Consider the following 21,709-nt stretch of genomic DNA (forward strand, 5'->3'; position numbering starts at 1 on the left):
ACAGATACGGCGGACCCCCTTGCCCCGACCGATCGTTCGGTTAATCTAACTCTGAATGCCCGCCCGTCGCCCACCACCACCCTGCCAGAGACGCTTCGAGCCGCACCTTCTGAAAATCCTGCCCAGATTCACAGCTCAATCCACAGCTCGATGAAGAGCTGCTTCGAGGAGGAGTTGGTCCCTGATGGCCGCCGAACTCACCGCGCACCAGCTGATCGCCCAGCACCGGCCCACCCTCGACCAGGCGCTGGAAGCGATCCGCACGCGCGCGTACTGGTCCCCCCACCCCGAACACCCCAAGGCGTACGGCGAGAACGGCAGCCTGGGCATGGCGGAGGGCAAGGCCGCCTTCGACGCCCTCCTCGGCACCCGCATCGACCTCGGCCAGCCCGGCACCGACGACTGGGTGGGCGGCGAGGTCTCGCCGTACGGCATCGAGTTGGGTGTCACCTACCCGCACGCGGACGTCGACGTGCTGCTGCCCGCCATGCGCGCGGGGCAGCGTGCCTGGCGCGACGCGGGCGCGGAGGCGCGTGCCGCGGTCTGCCTGGAGATCCTCAAGCGGATCAGCGACCGCACCCACGAGTTCGCACACGCGGTCATGCACACCAGCGGCCAGGCCTTCATGATGGCGTTCCAGGCGGGCGGCCCGCACGCGCAGGACCGCGGCCTGGAGGCGGTGGCGTACGCGTACGTGGAGCAGGTCCGCACGCCGGACAGCGCGGAGTGGGTCAAGCCCCAGGGCAAGCGGGACCCGCTCACCATGACCAAGCGGTTCACGCCCGTGCCGCGCGGCATCGCCCTCCTGATCGGCTGCAACACCTTCCCGACGTGGAACGGCTATCCGGGCCTGTTCGCCTCCCTCGCCACCGGCAACGCCGTGCTCGTGAAGCCCCACCCGCGCGCGGTGCTGCCGCTCGCGCTCACCGTCCAGGTGGCTCGCGAGGTGCTCGCCGAGACGGGCTTCAACCCGAACCTGGTGGCACTGGCCGCCGAGCGCCCCGGCGAAGGCATCGCCAAGACCCTCGCCGTACGGCCCGAGATCCGGATCATCGACTACACCGGCTCGACGGCGTTCGGCGACTGGCTGGAGGCCAACGCCCGCCAGGCGCAGGTCTACACGGAGAAGGCCGGCGTCAACACGGTGATCGTGGAGTCGACCGACAACTACAAGGGCATGCTGTCCAACCTGGCCTTCTCCCTGTCCCTGTACAGCGGCCAGATGTGCACCACCCCGCAGAACCTGCTGATCCCGCGCGACGGCATCACCACGGAGGAGGGCCCCAAGTCCTTCGACGAGGTGGTCGCCGACCTCGCCAAGTCGGTCGGCGGGCTCCTGGGCGACGACGCCCGCGCCAACGCGCTCCTCGGAGCCATCGTGAACCCCGACGTGAAGGCCCGCCTGGAAGCCGCCTCCGGCCTCGGCGAAGTCGCGCTCCCCTCACGGGAGATCAGCAACCCGGAGTTCCCGGACGCGGTCGTCCGTACACCGGTGATCGTGAAGCTCGACGGCACCAAGCCGGACGACGAGGCGGCCTACATGAGCGAGTGCTTCGGCCCCGTCTCCTTCGCCGTCGCCGTCGACTCGGCGGCCGACGCGGTGGACCTGCTGCGCCGCACGATCCGCGACAAGGGCGCGATGACGGTCGGCGCGTACACCAGCTCGGAGGAGTTCGAGCAGGCCGTGCAGGAGGCCTGCCTGGAGGAGTGCGCCCAGCTCTCGCTGAACCTCACGGGCGGCGTGTACGTCAACCAGACGGCCGCGTTCTCCGACTTCCACGGCTCGGGCGGCAACCCGGCCGCCAACGCGGCCCTGAGCGACGGAGCGTTCGTCGCCAACCGCTTCCGCGTGGTGGAGGTACGCCGGGACGCGTAGGGCCTGTCTGACAATTCCCGTCGTCGCCCGGAGGGCGGCCTCGCGCCCGCTGCGGCAGCAGCTCGTGTCGCAGTAGGTGCGTGCTCTCGGCGTGCCGGGCGTAGACCCTCGTACTGGACGTACTTGGGTCTGCGCCCGGTACGGCGAAGGGGGTCCCCCCGCCCGAGCCGGGCGAAGCCGGTTCGAGGGTGGGGGCGCGTGCATGGCGTCGCGAGGCAGACGGGAATTGTCAGACAGGCCCTACCCCTCAGGCCGTCGCGCCCCCGGTCGCGCTCCAGTGGAACAGCGTCATCGCAACGCTGGTCGCGAGGTTGTAGCTGGAGACCTGGGGGCGCATCGGCAGGGACACCAAGTGGTCGGTGCGGGCCCGGAGTTCGGCGGACAGGCCGCTGCGCTCGGAGCCGAAGGCGAGGACCGCGTCGTCGGGGAGCTTGAGCCCACGGATGTCCTCGCCCTCCGGGTCCAGCGCGAACACCGGGCCCGGCGGCAGCTCGTCCACCGTCAGCCGCTCCACGGCGGTCGCGAAGTGCAGGCCCGCCCCGCCGCGTACGACCGTGGGATGCCAGGGGTCGAGCGAGCCCGTCGTGACCACCCCGGTCGCCGCGAAGCCCGCCGCGAGCCGGATCACGGCCCCGGCGTTGCCCAGGTTGCGCGGGTTGTCGAGGACCACGACGGGCGCCGGACGCGGCATCCGGGCCAGCGTCTCCAGATGGGCCGCCCGGGACGGACGTACGGCGAGAGCGGCCACCGAAGTGGGGTGCGGACGCGGCACCAGGGCCTTCAGCGTCGCCTCCGGGACCTCCACCAGCAGCCCCTCGACGGCCTCTCGTACGTCGGGGGCCAGGTCGTCGGCCAGCGCGAGTGCCGCCTGCCGATCGGTCGTGACGGCCACCGGGATGCGGGCCTGGAAGCGCAGCGCGTGCTTGAGGGCGTGGAAACCGTCGAGCAGTACGGAACCATCCGCGAGGCGGTGCCAGGCTCGTACGGCGTCCTGGGGGTCCGTGACGCCGGGTGTTCCGAGCCTGCCGTCGGGGTCGTTCATGCCCTGAAGCCTACGTGCGTGGGCTCGGCCGGATCCGGGGCGCTCGGCTGCTGCTCGCGCGGACCCGGCAACGTACGGCCGCCGTCACCCGAAAACAGCTCTCCACGCGCGCGTGTGACCCATCCGCCGAGGCGCCGCAGGAACGACGTCGGCAGGAACACCGCGTCGGCGGCGATCATCGCGAGCGAGAAGAACGGCAGCCCGAGCACCACGGCGATCACCGCGTGCTCGGTCATCATGACCACCAGGAGCACGTTCTTGACCCGCCGGTTGAACAGGGTGAACGGGAAGGCGACCTGGGCGATGACCGTCCCGTACGTCACCAGCATCACGATCGTGCCGTACTGCGTCATCAGGTCGGACAGAGCCGGCCAGGGCGAGAAGTAGTCCAGGTGGAGCGGGTAGTAGACCGCGGTGCCGTCCTGCCAGCGCGAGCCCTGGATCTTGTACCAGCCGGCGGTCGCGTAGATCAGACAGGCCTCGGCCATGATCACGACCAGGGCCGCGTTGTGCACGAGGTTGGCGACGACGTCCAGCAGGATCCGGGGCTCGGCGGCGCGCACGCTGCTGCTGACGGCCCACCACAGGGCCTGCACCGCCCACAGCCCCCAGAAGACCAGCAGCCAGCCGCCACTGAGCCGTCCCGCGAAAGTCACCGTCGCCAGCGCGAAGCCGAGCACCCCCCACAGCGCGGGGCCGACCCGGTCGGGCCCGACACGCTCTCCACGCGCGCGTGCCTCCCGCCCGAGCCGAGCCCGCCGCGCGTCCAGCGAGCACACCTGGCCGCAGCGCGTGAACACCAGGTAGATCGCCATCAGGTGGATGACGTTGTCGCCGCCGTCCCCCATGAAGACGCTGCGGTTCTGCAGCGAGAGCACGCCGACCATGAAGAGCACGGACATCGTGCGGGTCCGCCAGCCCAGCAGCAGCAGGAGACTAGACAGGGCGGCGAGGGCGTAGACGATCTCGAACCAGATCTGGCTGTCGGACCACATCAGGGCCGTGAAGGCGTGGTTGTTGGCGATGAGCTGCTGGGCGATGTCCCAGCTCCACGGCCCGTCGGGCCCGTACATCTCCTGGCGGTGCGGATACTCGCGCAGCAGGAACAGCAGCCAGGTGACGGAGAATCCGATACGGATCACGGCGCTCTGGTAGGGGCCGAGGGCCGCCCCGGTGACCCGGCTGATGCCGCGCGAGAGCGACAGGGCGTAACGGTTCATCGGGCGCTCGCCTCCGCCGTCTCCTGCTGCCGGTCGCCCTCGGCGACGGACCACCAGGGCAGTTCGCGGAGCACGGGCTTGTCGGACACCTGCTCCTGGCTCCACTCGGGCGGCGTCACGTTGGTCGTACGGGAACGGACCTGGACGCTTTCGACGACGGCGTCCTTGCCGCCGGCCTGCAGGCGGTCCAGGCGCAGCACGACGACCCGGCGCAGATAGCGCTCGGAGAGGTCACCGCGCATGCCCGAGGGGCGGTTCTCGGCGTCGTGCGAACTGACGTAGAAGTCCCAGGACCGGCGCAGTTCGTTCTGATCGGTGTGGCTCGGCAGCAGGTTGCCGTCGATGGCCGCGCCGTCGAGCGCCGACAGGTCGTACCACCCGGTCTCGCGGCTGGTGCCGTCCGGCGTACGGACCTGGGCGCGCACCTGGACGGCGATGTTCTGCTGCAGGGGGTTCGGCGCGAACAACTTCCAGTTCTGCTCGAACTCGGGGTAGATCCACTCCTCGATCGCCGTGCCGTGCTGCTTGGTGACGGTGTTCGAGGGCGCGAGGTGCAGGAACACCATGCCGAGATGCACACAGGCCGTGACCGCGACGACCGCGAGGGCGAGGGCGGCGGCGATCTGGTAGCCGGGGGAGAGGGCGGCTATGCCGGTGGGGGCGAGTGTGTCGCCTGGCGCGGTTCCGGCCGGGACCGTGGGTTCGCCTTCGGTGAGTCCGCCGGGCACGTTGGACGCGTCCGGAGCGTTGGGCAGGTCAGTGGCGGTGGACACCTCGCGGGTGTCGGGCGTGGAGGGGATATCAGGTGCGCCGGGAGTGTCGCGCCTGGCAGGCGCGGGCCCGTCGGGCGGCGCGTCCGGCGCTTGCCGGCCGTTCGAGCCCTCGTCGTACGCGTCCATTCCGCCCCTATCCCGATCCGGTCACACTCCCCACCACCGAGGCCGCGCGGCGTCGTCGTACCGCCCGCGAGCCCCACGCTGCGGCGTTCGCACGGGAACGGTACTCAGGCCAGATCGCCCGGCACAGCCCCATGAGCCACAGCGGCCACATCAGCCGCCAAGAGGTTATCCACAGCGGTTGACACCTTACGGCGACTCGTCTCACCATTGAATCCGGGCAGACCGAACGATCGGTCTGCAAGGGGGAGAGTCATGGCCGATGCCAGTCGCGGGTGACGCAGCCGTGACCGGCCGCTCCCTTCGGTTCCCTTCTCGTAGAACCTGTTCTATCTTGACGCTCCGTCAGATCAGGTGCCTGCCTGGTCTGTTGGCCGGTTGGCCGGTGCATGGGAGGACGGGACCGTGGACTTCACCTTCACCGAGGAACACCAGGCGGCGGTCGAGGCGGCGAAGGCGGTGTTCTCGGGGGTCGCGCCGGACGGGGTGCCCAGCCCCGCACTCACCGCGGGCGCCGTGGCCGAGGACTTCGACCGGGCACTGTGGGCGAAGCTCGCCGACGCGGACCTGCTGAGCCTGCTCCTCGACGCGGAGTACGGCGGGGCAGGTCTCGACGCCGTCGCGCTGTGCCTGGTGCTGCGTGAGTCGGCGCGGGTGCTCGCACGGGTGCCGCTGCTGGAGAGCAGCGCGGCAGCGGTGGCCGTGCAGAGATACGGCGGCGAGGAGCTGAAGGCGGAGGTACTCACGCGGGCGGGCCGCGGCGAGCTGGTGCTGACCGTCGCCGCTAACGGCCGCAGCGGCCATGACGGGGCCGAACTCGCCGTGACCGCACGGCAGGACGGTGAGGCGTGGGTGCTGGACGGGGTACAGACCGCCGTTCCCTGGGCGCAGAACGCCGACTTCACCCTCGTACCCGCGCACACGGCTGCAGACAGGACCGTCCTCGCACTCGTGCCCCGCGTCCACGAAGGAGCCGTACTCGCCGAGCAGATCTCCACCAGTGGCGAGCGGCTCGGTGAACTGCGCTTGGAGTCGGTACGGATCGCCGCCCGGGATGTCATCGACGCGGACGGTGCGTGGGAGTGGTTGCGCGAGCTGCTGACCACCGGGACGTGCGCGCTGGCGCTCGGGCTCGGGGAGGGCGTGCTCGGGATGACGAGCGAATACACCAGCAAGCGGGAGCAGTTCGGGTTCCCGGTCGCCACGTTCCAGGCGGTCGCCGTACAGGCCGCCGACCGCTACATCGACCTGCGCGCGATGGAAGTGACGCTCTGGCAGGCCGCATGGCGGATCAGTACGGGGGCGGGGTGTGCGCTTCCGGCGTCCGGAGACGTGGCCGTCGCCAAGATCTGGGCATCGGAAGGGGTACGGCGGGTCGTGCAGACCGCGCAGCATCTGCACGGAGGGTTCGGCGCCGACACCGACTATCCGCTGCACCGGTACCACGCCTGGGCCAAGCAGCTTGAGCTGGCGCTCGGGCCGGCGGCGGCGCACGAGGAGGCACTGGGCGATCTGCTGGCCGCCCATCCGCTGGGCTGACCGCACGCCCGCCGCCCATCCGGGCGGCCACCTGGGCTCACGCTCGTGCCGGGGCAGGCAGCCGACGCCTCCCCCGGTACGGGTGCGGTCGTTTCAGCCGTTTCAGTTGCTTCAGTCGCTTCAGTCGCTTCAGTCGCTTCAGTCGCTTCAGTCGCTTCAGACCACGAAACCCGGCTGGCCCTTGTCGTCCACCACCGGGCGGCCGGTGGCTGCCCAGACCTGCATGCCGCCGTCGACGTTCACCGCGTCGATGCCCTGCTGGACCAGATACATCGTGACCTGCGCCGAACGGCCACCGGAGCGGCAGATCACGTGGACCTTGCCGTCCTGCGGGGCCGCCTCGGTCAACTCGCCGTAACGCGCGACGAATTCGCTCATGGGGATGTGCAGCGCCCGCTCGGCGTGACCTGCCTCCCACTCGTCGTCCTCCCGGACGTCCAGCAGGAAGTCTCCGTCCGCGAGATCCCCGACCTCGACCGTGGGCACACCAGCTCCGAAACTCATAACTCCGACGCTACCTGACCCCACAGACAGCCCGATCCCCCGCGGACATCCCGGCCGATCAGCTCCAGCGAGCCCGATCAACCGGCTTCAGGTAGTCGGCTCGACCGCTTCAGGCAGTCGCTCGACGGGTTCAGGAAGTCTGCCCCGTCAACTCGGCCAGCTCCGTCTCGCGCTCGCCGACCTGGGTCAGCAGCTGTTCGGCGATCTCCTCCAGGAGCCGGTCGGGATCCTCCGGAGCCATCTTGAGCATCGCGCCGATCGCGCTCTCCTCCAGCTCGCGGGCGACGAACGTGAGCATCTCCTTGCGCTGGGAGAGCCACTCGAGCCGGGCGTAGAGCTCCTCGCTACGGCTCGGCTTCCACTCCTCGGGCACGGGACCCGCGGCCCACTCCGCGGAGAGCTCCCGCAGCAGCGCCTCGTCGCCCCGCGCGTACGCGGCATTGACCCGGGTGATGAACTCGTCGCGCCGCTTGCGCTCGTCCTCGTCCTGCGCCAGGTCGGGGTGGGCCTTGCGGACGAGCTCACGGAAGAGCTTGCGGGCCTCGTCACTGGGGCGCACCCGCTGCGGAGGCCGCACCGGCTGATCCGTCAGCATCGCCACAGCCTCCGGGAACAGTCCCTCGGAGTCCATCCAGCCGTGGAACAGCTCCTCGACGCCCGGCATCGGCATGACCCGCGCCCGCGCCTCGTCCGCCTTGCGGAGGTCCTCCGGGTCTCCGGTGCGCGCGGCCCGCGCCTCGGCGATCAGCGCCTCCAGCTCGTCGAGCCTGGAGTACATCGGCCCGAGCTTCTGGTGATGCAGCCGCGAGAAGTTGTCGACCTCGACCCGGAAGGTCTCCACGGCGATCTCGAACTCGATCAGCGCCTGCTCGGCCGCCCGCACGGCCCGCTCCAACCGCTCCTCGGGCCGCGCCACACTCTCGGTTCCCGTCTGCTCCGAGGTCCCCTGCTCCGACGTCCCACCGTCGGTGCCGGCCTGCTGAAGCGTCTCGCCATCGGGCTCCGCCTGCGAAGACGCCTCACCCTCGGCGCCGACCTGCTGGGACGGCTCGCCTCCGGGCTCCTCCTGCGAGGGCGACCCGCCCCCAGGCTGCGCCTCGTAGGACCTTGCCACGGCGGACCCGTCCGCCGCGCTCTCCAGGGCACCGGACTGCTCCCGCGCCCCCTCGTCGATGGGCTCGGACTGGCTCTGCTCGGCTTCCGGCGTCGTCACCCGACCAGCGTAGGCCACGGGGCGTCGGGGTTACTCGGGACCACTGCGTCGGGACTACTCGGGACGACTGCTTGGGGGGCCTCCCCCTCCCCGCCCCCACCCCTTCCCCCACCCCTCAAACCCCCAACTCAGCCTCAATCCGCCCCGCCCGCACAGCCCCCACCAGCTCCGCGTGATCCGCCTCGGTACGGTCCGCGTACGCCACCGCGAACGAAGCGACTGCCTCGTCCAGCTCCTCGCTCTTGCCGCAGTACCCGGCGATGAGGCGCGGGTCGGCGCTGTGGGAGTGGGCGCGGGCGAGGAGGGCGCCGGTCATGCGGGCGTAGTCGTCTATCTGGTCGGCGGCGAGGGCGGCGGGGTCGACGCTGCCCTTGCGGTTGCGGAACTGGCGTACTTGGAAGGGGAGTCCGTCGACCGAGGTCCAGCCGAGCAGAATGTCGCTGACGACCTGCATGCGCTTCTGGCCGAGGACCATGCGGCGGCCCTCGTGCGGCACGTCGGGTATCGCGTGGCCGGCCGTCACCAGGTGCGGGAGCAGCGCCGAGGCGCGTGCCTCCTTCACCTGGAGGACGAGGGGTTCGCCGCGGTGGTCCAGGAGCAGGACGACGTAGGACCGGGTGCCCACACTGCCGGTGCCGACGACACGGAAAGCGACGTCGTGCACGGCGTACCGGGCGAGGAGGGGAAGCCGGTCCTGCGACAGCGTCGTGAGGTACTCCTCCAGTGACGCGGCCACCGCCGCCGCCTCCGCGTCGGGTATGCGGCGCAGCACCGGCGGCGCGTCCACGAAGCGTCGGCCACCGCCTTCCACGGCCTCCGTCGACTTCGCCGCGAACCGCCCGCTGGTGTTGCCCCGCGCCTTCTCGGAGACCCGTTCCAGCGTGCCGAGGAGATCGTGGGCGTCGGTGTGCGAGACGAGTTCTTCGTCCGCGATGGCGTTCCACGCGTCCAGCACCGGGAGCTTCGCGAGCAGCCGCAGGGTGCGCCGGTAGGCGCCGACCACGTCGTGTGCCGCCTTGCGGCAGGTGTTTTCGTCCGCCCCGGCTTCCCGGCCCGCGAGCACCAGCGAGGTGGCGAGGCGCTTGAGGTCCCACTCCCAGGGGCCGTGCACCGTCTCGTCGAAGTCGTTCAGGTCCATGACGAGGCCGCCGCGCGCGTCCCCGTAGAGGCCGAAGTTCGCCGCGTGCGCGTCGCCGCATATCTGGGCGCTGATCCCGGTCATGGGGGTGCGCGCGAGGTCGTAAGCCATGAGGCCCGCCGAACCGCGCAGGAAGGCGAAGGGCGTGGCCGCCATCCTGCCGACGCGTATCGGGGTGAGCCCGGGGATCCGGCCGCGGTTGGACTCCTCCACCGCGCTCACGGCGTCGGGCCGGCCGGCGTCCGTCGTGAGCTCCGCGTGCGCGGCGCGGGGCACGGGGCCGCGCAGGGCCTTGCCCTCTTCCTTCGGCGAGCCCTGATGGGGCGATGCCGCGAATCCACGTACCGCAAAAGCCCTGGACACCTGCTGCGGCCGCTGCGCTTCCTGCGCCGGACCCGCTGTACCTGGCTCGGTCACTCCGACCGCCTCCCCCGTGCATGAACATCAACTCGTCATGACCGTACAGCCGGTCATGGAAAGGCGTCAGACCCTGTGGACAACTCGGAGCCTGTGGACAACTCCACAGGCTCCGGGAGATCAGCGGCGTACCGCCCACGTCACCGCGGGCACGGCCCGCTTTCCGGCAGATGCCTTTCCGCCCAGGACCCGAGTTCCTTGAGCGCGGGTTCCAGTGCGGCGCCCGACTCCGTCAGCCGGTAGGAGACCCGCAGCGGGGGGCCTTCGTCGACCTCGCGCACGACCAGTCCCGCCGCGCCCAGTTCGGTGAGCCGGTCCGAGAGCATCCGTTCGCTGATGCCGGGGATCGCCCTGCGGAGGTCGGCGAAGTGGACGGGCCGTTGCAGCAGCACGGAGACGACCAGGCCCGTCCAGCGCTTTCCGAGCAGCTGGAACACCCGGGTCATGCCGTCGTCGACCTTCTGGCACGGCCCTGTGTCCTCGCGGAATCCCGGTTCTGGCATGGCTCCAGAGTACTGCGCCCACACAAGGGGATGAAAAAAAGTAAGTAGCTGTGTTATCTATAGTCGAGTACGAAAAAGAAGCCCGCTCGCCAGGCTCGGCTTCTCACTTTCTCGGCCGACCACGCCGAGCACGTCGACCACGCGCCGACGACTCCCCCCAGCCCCCTTGGAGATCCCCATGGCCACCCTCCTTCTCATCGACTCGTCCGTGTTCCCGGGCTCCGCCTCCGCCTCCCGCACGGTGACGGACGCCTTCCGCAAGGCATGGGAGGAGCAGCACCCCGAAGGCACCGTGATCTACCGCGACCTCGCCGCGAACCCGGTGCCGCACATCACCGCCGACGCCCACTCCGCCGGTTTCGCCGCCCCGGACGCGCACACCCCCGAGCAGGCCGCCGCCTTCGCGGAGCGCGTGACGCTCATAGAGGAGCTGGAGCAGGCCGACGCGATCCTGATCGGCGCCCCGATGTACAACTACGCGATCCCGTCGACCCTCAAGGCGTGGCTGGACAACATCGTCCTCATGGGCCGCACCGCCATGACGGAGGACTCGAAGGTGAAGGGCACCCCGGTCACGGTCGTCGCCAGCCGCGGCGGCTCCTACGCGCCCGGCACCCCGCGCGAGCCCTACGAGTACGTGCGGAACTACCTGGAGGCGGTCCTGCGCGACACCCTCGCCCTGGACCTCGATTTCATCGTCCCGGAGCTCACGATGGCCCCGCACAACCCGGCGATGGCCGAGCTGATCCCCCTCTTCGAGGCCTCGCGCACGAAGGCCCTCGACGACGCGGCCGCCAAGGCCAAGGAACTCGCCGAGCGCCTCGCCGCGTAACCCCGCGGAACCGTTCGTAACCCTTAAGAGCGCGACCGCACCACCGCACGCCCCGTGTGATTGTCCTCACGCAGAACGATCAACAGGACAATCACACGGGGCGCCGCACTTAAGACCCCGGAGCTGCAAGAACCGGACAACGCAAAAGCCCCGCAGGTCCAAGACCTGCGGGGCTTTCAGCTGGTGCGCGAGGGGGGAGTTGAACCCCCACGCCCTTGCGGGCACTGGAACCTGAATCCAGCGCGTCTGCCATTCCGCCACTCGCGCATTCTCTGTGTCGTCCGTCTCGCACCAAGTGGTGTGAGCGCCTGCCGACATCGAGAAGATTAGCACGCTGATCGGGGTGGATTCACATCCCTTTCCCGGGGCCCGCGCCCCCGTGCGGACCGCGCCCGCACCCCCGCGAGACGACGTCCGCACCCCTCCCGGACAGGGGCTCCCGCCCAGGCCACCTCCCCCGCACCGTCCACAGCGACGGCCGCAAGTTTCAAGCAGAACCGGTTCACGTATCAACCTCGTACCGGTCCTGGGCATCTACCCAGGAGCAGGACAGCCCGCACAGTCAGGTGCGGGACACTGGTCGCGGACCGCCTCTACGATCCTTGGCAGGAGTAGCGCCCGCAGGAGTTCGAAACGGCACCGCGCAGGGAACTCGGGAAGGGACTCCGGAAGCCGTCGACACCCGTCGACCGGGCCGACAGGGGGAACCAGCCGATTTCCCGACGCGTGGATACGATCAGTAAGCAGTACGAGCACGACCAGCGCTACGAGCAGCACCCGCAGCACGAGCAAGACCCGCAGCACCAGGATGACGACAGCAAGCTGTACCAGGACGGCTACGAAGGAGGAGGTGCCCCATGGGAGTCCTGAAGAAGTTCGAGCAACGTCTCGAAGGTCTGGTCAACGGCACCTTCGCCAAGGTGTTCAAGTCCGAGGTCCAGCCCGTGGAGATCGCCGGAGCGCTCCAGCGCGAGTGCGACAACAACGCCACGATCTGGAACCGCGACCGGACCGTCGTACCCAACGACTTCATCGTCGAGCTGAGCACGCCGGACTTCGAGCGCCTCAGCCCCTACTCGGGGCAGCTCGGCGACGAGCTCGCCGGCATGGTGCGTGACTACGCGAAGCAGCAGCGGTACGCGTTCATGGGCCCCATCAAGGTCCATCTGGAGAAGGCCGACGACCTCGACACCGGTCTGTACCGGGTGCGCAGCCGTACGCTCGCCTCCTCCACCAACCAGCAGGCCCCGGAGCGCGCCCCCGCGGCGCCCGCCCCGGGCAGGCCCGGCGCCTACGGCTATCCTCCGGCCGCCCAGCCCGCAGCAGCTCCGCCCATGCCGGCCGCCCCGCCGCCCGGCGTCCGCGGCGGACCCGCGCCCATGGGCCAGCGGCCCACCGCGGCACCGGGCGTGCAGCCCGGCGGCCGGATGCGGCACTGGATCGAGGTCAACGGCGCACGCCATCAGATCTCCCGCCCGACGCTGGTGCTGGGCCGCAGCACCGAAGCCGACGTGCGGATCGACGACCCCGGCGTCTCGCGCCGGCACTGTGAGATCCGGACCGGAACGCCCTCTACTGTCCAGGATCTCGGGTCCACCAACGGCATCGTGGTGGACGGGCAGCACACCACCCGCGCTACGCTCCGCGACGGCTCGCGGATCGTCGTGGGCAGCACCACCATCATTTACCGGCAAGCCGAAGGGTGAAGCGGGGGCAATGTCAGAGCTGACCCTCACGGTCATGCGGCTGGGTTTCCTGGCCGTTCTGTGGCTGTTCGTGATCGTGGCCGTGCAGGTCATCCGCAGCGACCTGTTCGGAACGCGTGTCACACAGCGCGGATCGCGACGGGACGCCAACAGGCAGCAGTCGGCCGCGCGCCAGGCCGCACCACCGCCGCAACGCCAGCAGGCCGCGGCGCCCAGTGGCGGCAGCCGCCAGCGTCGCGGTGCCCCCACCAAGCTCGTCGTCTCGGAGGGCACCCTCACGGGCACGACGGTCGCCTTGCAGGGGCAGACCATCTCGCTGGGCCGCGCGCACGACAGCACCATCGTGCTGGACGACGACTACGCGTCCAGCCGTCATGCCAGGATCTACCCGGACCGGGACGGCCAGTGGATCGTCGAGGACCTCGGCTCCACCAACGGCACGTATCTCGACCGGAACCGATTGACGACCCCCACACCGATTCCGCTGGGCGCGCCGATCCGCATCGGCAAGACCGTCATCGAGCTGCGGAAGTAGTACGACAATGAGCGAGCGGAGCGAGCACGCAGCGGCGGTCCACGCCTTGGACGCCCGCGCGCTCCCGACCGGAGGGTGGGCACCGTGCGGATGTACCCGGAGCCGACGGGCGAGGTGCGCATGAGTCTGTCACTGCGCTTCGCCGCCGGATCGCACAAAGGCATGATCCGCGAGGGGAACGAGGACTCCGGCTACGCCGGTCCCCGTCTGCTCGCGATCGCCGACGGGATGGGCGGCCAGGCCGCCGGTGAGGTCGCCAGCTCCGAGGTGATCTCCACGATCGTCGCGCTCGACGACGACGTGCCCGGCTCCGACATCCTCACCTCGCTCGGCACCGCCGTGCAGCGAGCCAATGACCAGCTGCGGATGATGGTCGAGGAGGACCCCCAGCTGGAAGGCATGGGGACGACCCTCACGGCCCTCCTGTGGACCGGTCAGCGGCTCGGTCTGGTGCACGTCGGCGACTCCCGCGCGTACCTGCTGCGGGACGGCGTACTGACGCAGATCACGCAGGACCACACCTGGGTGCAGCGCCTCGTCGACGAGGGACGCATCACCGAGGAAGAGGCCACCACGCACCCGCAGAGGTCGCTCCTCATGCGCGCGCTGGGCAGCGGCGACCACGTCGAGCCGGACCTCTCCATCCGTGAAGTCCGCGCCGGCGACCGCTACTTGATCTGCTCCGACGGACTTTCCGGGGTCGTCTCCCATCAGACGATGGAAGACACCCTCGCCAGCTACCAGGGCCCGCAGGAGACCGTGCAGCAGCTCATCGAGCTCGCGCTGCGCGGCGGCGGCCCGGACAACATCACGGTCATCATCGCCGACGTCCTCGACATCGACGGGGGCGACACCCTCGCCGCGCAGCTCTCCGACACCCCGGTCGTCGTGGGCGCCGTCGCCGAGAACCAGCATCAGCACCAGATGCACGACAACGACGCGATGCAGACGCCCGCAGGGCGGGCCTCCAGCCTCGGCCGGCCCGTGCCCGGACAGGGCGGCGGCGGCGAGTTCGGCCCGCCCGGCAGCGGCGACACCACGGGTTACGTGGACACGAGCGGCTTCGGCGGCTACTCCGACGAGGACTTCGTCAAGCCGCGCACCGGCCGCAAGTGGCTGAAGAGATCCTTCTACATCGTGCTCGCGCTCGCCGTCGTCGGCGGCGGCCTCTACGGCGGCTACCGCTGGACGCAGACGCAGTACTACGTCGGCACCAAGGACGAGCACGTCGCGCTGTACCAGGGCATCAGCCAGGACCTGGCCTGGGTCTCGCTCTCGAAGGTGGAGAAGGACCACCCCGAGATCGAACTCAAGTACCTGCCGCCGTACATGCAGGAGCAGGTCAAGGCGACCATCGCCGAAGGCGGCCTGAGCGACGCCAAGTCGAAGATCGACGAACTCGCCCTGCAGGCCTCCGCCTGCAAGAAGGACTCCGAGCGCCGCACCGCCGAAGCCGAGAACAACGCCAAGACCGGTGAGGGCGAGGCCGGCGGGACCACGGGAACCACAAAGACCTCCCTGACGTCCAAGGCCACACCGACGCCGACCCCCTCGGCGTCCTCGTCCACGTCCACGACCGCACCCACTCCCACACCCGGCCCCAGCCTCTCCGACGAAGAGCAGAAGCTGGTCTCGCTGTGCGGTAAGCAGTAAGCAGCCGTGAGGGGCCCTGTCACACCATGAGCAGCAGTACGAACTCGCCGACGCACCACACCTCCACCATCGGCTCGATCGGCACACCGAGCCGACGCAACACCGAGCTGGCGCTGCTGGTGTTCGCCGTCGTCATCCCGGTGTTCGCCTACGCCAACGTAGGCCTCGCCATCAACGACTCGGTGCCGCCCGGCCTGCTGAGCTACGGCCTCGGCCTCGGCCTCCTCGCGGGCGTCGGCCACCTCGTCGTACGCAAGTTCGCGCCGTACGCGGACCCGCTGCTGCTGCCGCTGGCGACGCTGCTGAACGGCATCGGCCTGGTCGTCATCTGGCGCCTGGACCAGTCGAAGCGGCTCCAGGCGAGCGACGACTTCGTCCAGGCGGCCCCTCGCCAACTGCTGTACTCCGCAATGGGCGTCGCCCTGTTTGTGGCCGTACTGATCCTCCTCAAGGACCACCGCGTTCTGCAGCGCTACACCTACATCTCCATGTTCGGCGCGCTGGTCCTGCTGGTCCTTCCGCTGGTCCCGGGGCTCGGCGAGGACATCTACGGCGCCAAGATCTGGATCTCGGTCGCCGGATTCAGTATCCAGCCGGGTGAGTTTGCGAAGATCATCCTGGCGATCTTCTTCGCCGGTTACCTCATGGTGAAGAGAGACGCCCTGGCTCTGGCCAGCCGCCGCGTCATGGGTCTCTACCTGCCACGCGGACGGGACCTCGGCCCGATCCTGGTCGTCTGGGTGATCTCGATCCTGATCCTGGTCTTCGAGACCGACCTCGGTACGTCGCTGCTGTTCTTCGGAATGTTCATCGTCATGCTGTACGTCGCCACCGAGCGGACCAGCTGGATCGTCTTCGGTCTGCTGATGTCGGCGGCCGGCGCGGTAGGCGTGGCTTCGTTCGAGACACACGTCCAGCAGCGCGTCCAGGCCTGGCTCGACCCCATGCGCGAGTACACCCTCAGCCAGCAAGGCGTGTTCGGACACACCGAGCAGTCCATGCAGGCCCTGTGGGCCTTCGGCTCCGGCGGCACCCTCGGCACCGGGCTCGGCCAGGGCAACTCCGACCTCATCGGCTTCGCCGCCAACTCCGACTTCATCCTCGCCACCTTCGGCGAGGAACTGGGCCTGGCCGGAATCATGGCGATCCTGGTGCTCTACGGCCTGATCGTGGAGCGCGGTGTACGCACGTCCCTCGCCGCCCGCGACCCGTTCGGCAAGCTCCTCGCCGTGGGCCTCTCCGGCGCCTTCGCCCTCCAGGTCTTCGTCGTCGCCGGCGGCGTCATGGGCCTGATCCCGCTGACCGGTATGACGATGCCGTTCCTGGCATCCGGAGGATCCTCCGTCATCGCCAACTGGGCCCTCATCGGCATCCTGATCAGAATCAGCGACACCGCGCGCCGCCCGGCACCGGCTCCCGCTCCCAACCCCGACGCCGAGATGACCCAGGTGGTCCGCCCGTGAACAAGCCCCTGCGCCGGATCGCGATCTTCTGCGGGCTCCTCGTCCTCGCCCTACTCATCCGCGACAACTGGATCCAGTACGTCCAGGCGGACACTCTGAGGTCTGACCCGAAGAACCGCCGCGTCGCGATCGAGCGTTACGCCACCCCGCGCGGCAACATCATCGTCGACGGAAACCCGATCACCGGATCCGCCAAGACCAGCGGCGACAGCTACAACGACTTCGAGTACAAGCGCACCTACAAGGACGGCGCCATGTGGGCGCCCGTCACCGGGTACGCCTCCCAAGCCTTCGGCGCCACCCAGCTGGAGTCCATCGAGGACGGCATCCTCACCGGCAACGACGACCGGCTCTTCTTCCGAAACACCCTCGACATGATCACGGGCGAGTCGAAGCAGGGCGGCAACGTCGTCACCACCCTCAACGCCGCCGCGCAGAAGGCCGCGTACGACGGTCTCCTCAAGCAGGGCAAGGGCGCCGTCGCCGCGATCGACCCGGAGACCGGTGCGATCCTGGCCCTCGCCTCCACCCCCTCGTACGACCCCTCCACGTTCGCCGGGAACTCGACGAGCGTCGACGGCAAGGCCTGGACGGCGCTCCAGAAGAAGAACGACCCCAACGACCCGATGCTCAACCGGGCGCTGCGCGAGGTCTACCCGCCGGGATCCACCTTCAAGGTGGTGACCGCGGCCGCGGCTCTGGAGAACGGCCTGTACACGTCCGCGGACGAGAAGACCGACTCCCCGCTGCCGTACACCCTTCCGGACACCACGACCGAGCTGAAGAACGAGGGGAACATCCCCTGCAAGGACGCGACCCTGCGCGAAGCGCTCCGCGTCTCCTGCAACACCGTCTTCGGCAAGATCGGCGCCGACCTCGGCAAGGACAAGATGCTGGCGGAGGCCGAGAAGTTCGGCTTCAACTCCGAGCAGTTCACGCCGGTCCGCTCCAGCGCCTCCGTCTTCCCCGAGAAGATGGACAAGCCGCAGACCGCGCTCAGCTCGATCGGCCAGTTCGAGACCGCCACGACCCCGCTGCAGATGGCCATGGTGGCCTCGGCCGTCGCCAACAACGGCACGCTCATGAAGCCGTACATGGTCGACAAGCTGCAGGCTCCGGGCCTCGACGTCATCGAGCAGACCGAGCCCGAGAAGATGAGCGAGCCGCTGTCCTCGGAGAACGCCGGGATCCTGCAGTCGATGATGGAGACGGTCGTCAAGGACGGCACGGGCAAGAACGCTCAGATCAACGAGGACGGCGTCACGGTCGGCGGCAAGACCGGTACCGCCCAGCACGGCGTCGACAACAGCGAGAACCCGTACGCGTGGTTCATCTCGTATGCCAAGCTCAGCGACGGCAGCACACCGGTCGCCATCGCCGTGGTGGTCGAGGACGAGAGCGCCAATCGTGACGACATCTCTGGTGGCGGCCTCGCGGCCCCCATCGCGAAGAGTGTGATGCAGGCAGTCATCGACAGCAACAAGTGACCCCCGTCACGTCTCCTTCACATCGGTGCACGTTGGGATACCGGTCCTGTATCGGGTGACGATAGTGGCCAGGTCACAGAAGGCGAGCCGGGTACGGTATGCCCGGACAGCACACCGCCCGACCACACAACGGCGGTCGGGACCGACGGAGAGGGCTGGTAGGTAGCTATGGAAGAGCCGCGTCGCCTCGGCGGCCGGTACGAGCTGGGCCAAGTGCTCGGCCGTGGTGGCATGGCGGAGGTCTACCTCGCGCATGACACCCGGCTCGGGCGCCAGGTGGCGGTGAAGACGCTGCGAGCCGACCTCGCGCGCGACCCGTCGTTCCAGGCCCGGTTCCGCCGGGAGGCCCAGTCGGCCGCCTCGCTCAACCATCCCGCGATCGTCGCCGTGTACGACACGGGTGAGGACTACATCGACGGCACGTCCATCCCGTACATCGTGATGGAGTACGTCGACGGGTCCACGCTGCGCGAGCTGCTGCACTCGGGGCGCAGGCTGCTGCCCGAGCGCACCCTGGAGATGACCATCGGGATCCTCCAGGCCCTGGAGTACTCCCACCGCGCCGGCATCGTCCACCGTGACATCAAGCCCGCCAACGTCATGCTCACGCGCAACGGCCAGGTCAAGGTCATGGACTTCGGCATCGCCCGCGCCATGGGCGACTCCGGTATGACGATGACGCAGACGTCCGCCGTCATAGGCACGGCGCAGTACCTCTCGCCGGAGCAGGCGAAGGGCGAGCAGGTCGACGCGCGCTCCGACCTGTACTCGACGGGCTGCCTGCTCTACGAGCTGCTGACCGTCCGCCCGCCGTTCATCGGCGACTCCCCGGTCGCGGTCGCCTACCAGCACGTACGCGAGGAACCGCAGCCCCCGAGCGTCTTCGACCCCGAGCTCACGCCCGAGATGGACGCGATCGTGCTGCGGGCGCTCGTCAAGGACCCGGACTACCGCTACCAGTCCGCCGACGAGATGCGCGCCGACATCGAGGCCTGCCTCGACGGCCAGCCCGTCGCCGCCACCGCGGCCATGGGCTCCGTGGGTTACGGCGGCTACGGCGCCGACCAGCCCACCACGGCCCTGCGCTCCGCGGACGCCGGCGCCACCTCCATGCTTCCCCCGATGAACCCGGACGACGGCAGCTACGGCTACGACGACCGCCCCGACCGCCGCCGCCAGAAGAAGTCGAACACCTCGACGATCCTGCTGGTCCTTGCGGGAGTCCTCGTCCTGGTCGGCGCGATCCTGATCGGCAAGTACGTGTTCCCCGGGGACAACGCGGCCGACACGAACGTGAAGGTGCCCGCCCTCGTCGGCGAGACCAAAGCGGACGCCACGAAGCTGTTGACCAACAGCGACCTCGTGGTGGGAACAGTCACGGAGCAGGCCTGCGAGGACCAGCCCAAGGGCAACATCTGCTCGCAGGACCCGGTCGCCGACACCAAGGTCGACAAGAGCAGCACCGTCAATCTGGTGGTGTCGACGGGGGCGCCGAAGGTCACGGTTCCGGACGTCACGGGCGTGCAATTCGAGAAGGCGGAAGCCCAGCTCACCGAAAAGGGCTTCAAGGTCGAGAAGAAGGAAGAGGAGTCCGACCGGACCCCAGGTGTCGTGTCGGATCAGGACCCCGCGGGTGGCACGGACCAGGAAAAGGGAACGACGATCACCCTGACCGTGGCCATCGAGAAGAAGAAGTCCACGGTCCCGGACGTCACAGGCAAGAGCTGTGACGAGGCCAAACAACAGATGACGACCAACAACCTGGTCGGCACGTGCGTCGAGGTGGAGACCGACGACGGCAACCTGGTCGGCAAGGTCATCCAGACCGTCCCGACAGTCAACTCGCAGGCCGACCCCGGGTCCAACGTGCAGATCCAGATCGGCAAGGCCAAGACCCAGACCGCCGTGCCGAGCGTGGTCACCCAGACCGTGCAGCAGGCGAGGCAGACGCTTCAGGCGGCCGGCTTCAACGACATCGAGTTCGCCGACGGCAGCGACGAGAGCGACAACGCGATCGTCACCGCTCAGGACCCGGTCGCGAACACCCCGGTCGACGATCCCGACAACACGACGGTCACGCTCACGACCGTCAGCGTCAACGGCAACAACGGAGGCAACAACGGAGGCTTCTTCGGCGGCTCCACCGGATAGGTGGCCCGCCCGGGGAACTGACTCCGCCCAGCACGACGGCCAAGGCCCGGCTCCCTCTCAGGGAGCCGGGCCTTCGTCATCTAGGCCTGCTCGTGCGCGAGCACCCCGAGGAAGCCTGCTCACTCATCGACCTGCCGGATGGATCATTTTCGGCTATCTAACAGGCCGGTGACCGGGTGACCGGGGTCCCTCACCCGTGCGTACCGGTGCACGGCCTTCAGATCGCCCCCACCAGCGATTACGCCGGGCCCACGCTCTCGGCGACGTCCGGAGCGTGGAGGATTTCCACGATCTCCCCGTCAGTCTTCTTCACGGTGCTCCAAGTTCGGTCGGTCTCACTGACCGGGCAGTACTGAGCCAACCCCGAGGTGATCATCTGTACGAAATCGACATAAACAAGTCCACGGAGAGGGAAATCAGCTATCCGCAGAGAGATCCCTCCTGTCCGTCTACAAGGTTCTTGAGTTGTTTGCCCATGGCAAGCAAGACGACTGAATATCGATCAACTGTGCGACATATTGCTGGTGGTTGCCCAAGTTTTTAGGCAGCATCGGCAATCGATCATCAGGAGGCCCCCTCCGAGGGAGATCAGGGCCACTGGCAACTAACAGGGAGAAAACAATATGAGAACTCGCACGCGCATAGCCACCACCTGCGCCGCGGCGGCTGTGGTCACGATCGCGTTCACCGGTCAGGCGTCCGCGGCGGAGACCGCCAGCTGCTCGACGACGGGGGCGCGAGGCAGCATGGGGGCGACTTATCCCACAGGGGACCAGTGGCCGTACAAGGAGTTCAAGATCGCGCTGTCGGTTACGGACACGTCCGCTGACGGGCACCACGTACGGGTTCGCTTCCTCAGCAAGGCGGTCGGGACCAGTGCAACCACGACGTGGGCGTGGCACTCCCTCACCTCGGGCTCGGGCGAGACCCTCACGCTCAGCACCACCGCCCAGACCTCGTGGGGCATTGAAGCCACTGGGGTCGAGGTAGCTCGCTTCGAAGGAAGCACCAAGCTCAACTCCTGCACCGACTGGTCCTAACCGGCGGCCAGATTGGGCACGCTTCCGGGGACGGCCCCGGTCCGTCAGACTGCTGCCCTCGGGCGCTGCAAGTCGTCCTGGACAACACCGCATCTGCCCGGCGCTTCCTACCGCCCGCGGAGGCACCCTGTCTCAGCAGGCGTCCGGCAAGATCACCGACCTGTTCGGCGTGCCCCGGTCGACGGTGTACAGCCACCTCATCAAGACCAAGACCGTGCCCTGCGGTTGAGAAGACAACTGTCACGAAGCCCTGAAAGCTACCCGTGGGTTATTCCTCCCTGGTGTCTCGGCTAAGCACACTCCAGAAGTCTTGCGCATAAAGGGAGTTGAGGCCGTCGGGGCCAGGGGCATTGACACGGCACTCGCCGGGCGTTCGATCGAGGTGTCAGCAACGTCCGCCCGCCCGGCGAGGTTTTGGTCAGTGTGCGCCCACCCATCGGGTTCGCCAATGCATCCGCCACCGAGAGTGAGTGGCTACGCAACCTGCGGCGGGG

The 21,709-nt window shown here is 68.9% G+C and carries 18 protein-coding genes and 1 tRNA gene; 11 read left to right on the forward strand and 8 right to left on the reverse strand.

From position 1 onward, the window contains the following. Positions 1-184: 184 nt before the first annotated feature. Complete coding sequence (paaN, locus tag OG266_RS21920) at positions 185-1,876, forward strand: phenylacetic acid degradation protein PaaN (protein WP_371547938.1); 1,692 nt, start codon at positions 185-187, stop codon at positions 1,874-1,876. A gap of 247 nt (positions 1,877-2,123) precedes the next feature. On the opposite strand, the gene OG266_RS21925 is transcribed toward paaN, so the two are convergent. From OG266_RS21925 to OG266_RS21935, 3 genes are read right to left on the reverse strand one after another with little or no spacing between them, the layout of a single operon-like run. Next, positions 2,124-2,918 carry a TrmH family RNA methyltransferase gene (locus tag OG266_RS21925; RefSeq protein ID WP_371547940.1) on the reverse strand — a complete coding sequence of 265 codons (795 nt, stop codon included), beginning with the start codon at positions 2,916-2,918 and terminating at the stop codon, positions 2,124-2,126. Further along, positions 2,915-4,138 carry an HTTM domain-containing protein gene (locus OG266_RS21930; RefSeq protein ID WP_371547941.1) on the reverse strand — a complete coding sequence of 408 codons (1,224 nt, stop codon included), beginning with the start codon at positions 4,136-4,138 and terminating at the stop codon, positions 2,915-2,917. Before OG266_RS21930 ends, OG266_RS21925 begins: the two co-directional genes overlap by 4 nt. Further along, entirely contained in the window at positions 4,135-5,037 is a 903-nt protein-coding gene (locus OG266_RS21935; protein ID WP_371547942.1) for a DUF5819 family protein, read from the reverse strand. Before OG266_RS21935 ends, OG266_RS21930 begins: the two co-directional genes overlap by 4 nt. A gap of 402 nt (positions 5,038-5,439) precedes the next feature. On the opposite strand from OG266_RS21935, the gene OG266_RS21940 reads away from it, so the two are divergent. After that, positions 5,440-6,573 (forward strand): acyl-CoA dehydrogenase family protein, encoded by a 1,134-nt coding sequence (locus OG266_RS21940; protein ID WP_371547944.1) that lies wholly within the window; start codon positions 5,440-5,442, stop codon positions 6,571-6,573. A gap of 156 nt (positions 6,574-6,729) precedes the next feature. Here the strand turns inward: OG266_RS21940 and OG266_RS21945 are convergent, their stop codons facing one another. The 4 genes from OG266_RS21945 to OG266_RS21960 form a co-directional block, all read right to left on the reverse strand. Continuing rightward, positions 6,730-7,059, reverse strand: coding sequence for a rhodanese-like domain-containing protein (locus OG266_RS21945; RefSeq protein WP_266836211.1), 330 nt, complete (start codon positions 7,057-7,059; stop codon positions 6,730-6,732). Positions 7,060-7,207: 148 nt separating this feature from the next. Then, entirely contained in the window at positions 7,208-8,290 is a 1,083-nt protein-coding gene (locus OG266_RS21950; RefSeq protein WP_371547945.1) for a hypothetical protein, read from the reverse strand. Positions 8,291-8,405: 115 nt separating this feature from the next. Further along, a complete protein-coding gene (locus tag OG266_RS21955) occupies positions 8,406-9,845 on the reverse strand; it encodes a DUF2252 domain-containing protein (protein ID WP_371547947.1) in 1,440 nt (479 codons plus the stop codon). A gap of 140 nt (positions 9,846-9,985) precedes the next feature. Then, positions 9,986-10,348 carry a helix-turn-helix domain-containing protein gene (locus OG266_RS21960; protein WP_266458260.1) on the reverse strand — a complete coding sequence of 121 codons (363 nt, stop codon included), beginning with the start codon at positions 10,346-10,348 and terminating at the stop codon, positions 9,986-9,988. 178 nt (positions 10,349-10,526) lie between these two features. Here OG266_RS21960 and OG266_RS21965 point away from each other — a divergent pair, with 178 nt between their 5' ends. Beyond that, positions 10,527-11,180, forward strand: coding sequence for an FMN-dependent NADH-azoreductase (locus tag OG266_RS21965; protein WP_371547948.1), 654 nt, complete (start codon positions 10,527-10,529; stop codon positions 11,178-11,180). A gap of 181 nt (positions 11,181-11,361) precedes the next feature. Here OG266_RS21965 and OG266_RS21970 read toward each other — a convergent pair. Further along, positions 11,362-11,447, reverse strand: a tRNA-Leu gene (locus OG266_RS21970). 459 nt (positions 11,448-11,906) lie between these two features. Between OG266_RS21970 and OG266_RS21975 the strand changes: the two genes are divergently transcribed. The 8 genes from OG266_RS21975 (at position 11,907) to OG266_RS22010 (ending at position 21,215) form a co-directional block, all read left to right on the forward strand. Further along, positions 11,907-12,050 (forward strand): hypothetical protein, encoded by a 144-nt coding sequence (locus OG266_RS21975; protein ID WP_266458296.1) that lies wholly within the window; start codon positions 11,907-11,909, stop codon positions 12,048-12,050. After that, complete coding sequence (locus tag OG266_RS21980) at positions 12,038-12,886, forward strand: DUF3662 and FHA domain-containing protein (RefSeq protein WP_266458299.1); 849 nt, start codon at positions 12,038-12,040, stop codon at positions 12,884-12,886. The genes OG266_RS21975 and OG266_RS21980 overlap by 13 nt, the downstream gene beginning before the upstream one ends. 10 nt (positions 12,887-12,896) lie before the next feature. Further along, positions 12,897-13,421, forward strand: a complete 525-nt coding sequence (locus OG266_RS21985) for an FHA domain-containing protein (RefSeq protein ID WP_266458302.1) — start codon at positions 12,897-12,899, stop codon at positions 13,419-13,421. A 120-nt stretch (positions 13,422-13,541) separates the two neighbouring features. After that, positions 13,542-15,074, forward strand: a complete 1,533-nt coding sequence (locus OG266_RS21990; RefSeq protein WP_371547951.1) for a Stp1/IreP family PP2C-type Ser/Thr phosphatase — start codon at positions 13,542-13,544, stop codon at positions 15,072-15,074. A 26-nt stretch (positions 15,075-15,100) separates the two neighbouring features. Further along, complete coding sequence (locus OG266_RS21995) at positions 15,101-16,537, forward strand: FtsW/RodA/SpoVE family cell cycle protein (RefSeq protein ID WP_371547953.1); 1,437 nt, start codon at positions 15,101-15,103, stop codon at positions 16,535-16,537. Continuing rightward, positions 16,534-18,024 carry a peptidoglycan D,D-transpeptidase FtsI family protein gene (locus OG266_RS22000; RefSeq protein WP_371547955.1) on the forward strand — a complete coding sequence of 497 codons (1,491 nt, stop codon included), beginning with the start codon at positions 16,534-16,536 and terminating at the stop codon, positions 18,022-18,024. The genes OG266_RS21995 and OG266_RS22000 overlap by 4 nt, the downstream gene beginning before the upstream one ends. A gap of 168 nt (positions 18,025-18,192) precedes the next feature. Beyond that, a complete protein-coding gene (pknB, locus tag OG266_RS22005) occupies positions 18,193-20,175 on the forward strand; it encodes a Stk1 family PASTA domain-containing Ser/Thr kinase (protein ID WP_371547957.1) in 1,983 nt (660 codons plus the stop codon). A gap of 623 nt (positions 20,176-20,798) precedes the next feature. Then, complete coding sequence (locus OG266_RS22010) at positions 20,799-21,215, forward strand: hypothetical protein (RefSeq protein WP_371547959.1); 417 nt, start codon at positions 20,799-20,801, stop codon at positions 21,213-21,215. Positions 21,216-21,709: the final 494 nt, after the last annotated feature.

The sequence above is a fragment of the Streptomyces sp. NBC_00554 genome (assembly GCF_041431135.1).
Taxonomy (GTDB): Bacteria; Actinomycetota; Actinomycetes; order Streptomycetales; family Streptomycetaceae; genus Streptomyces.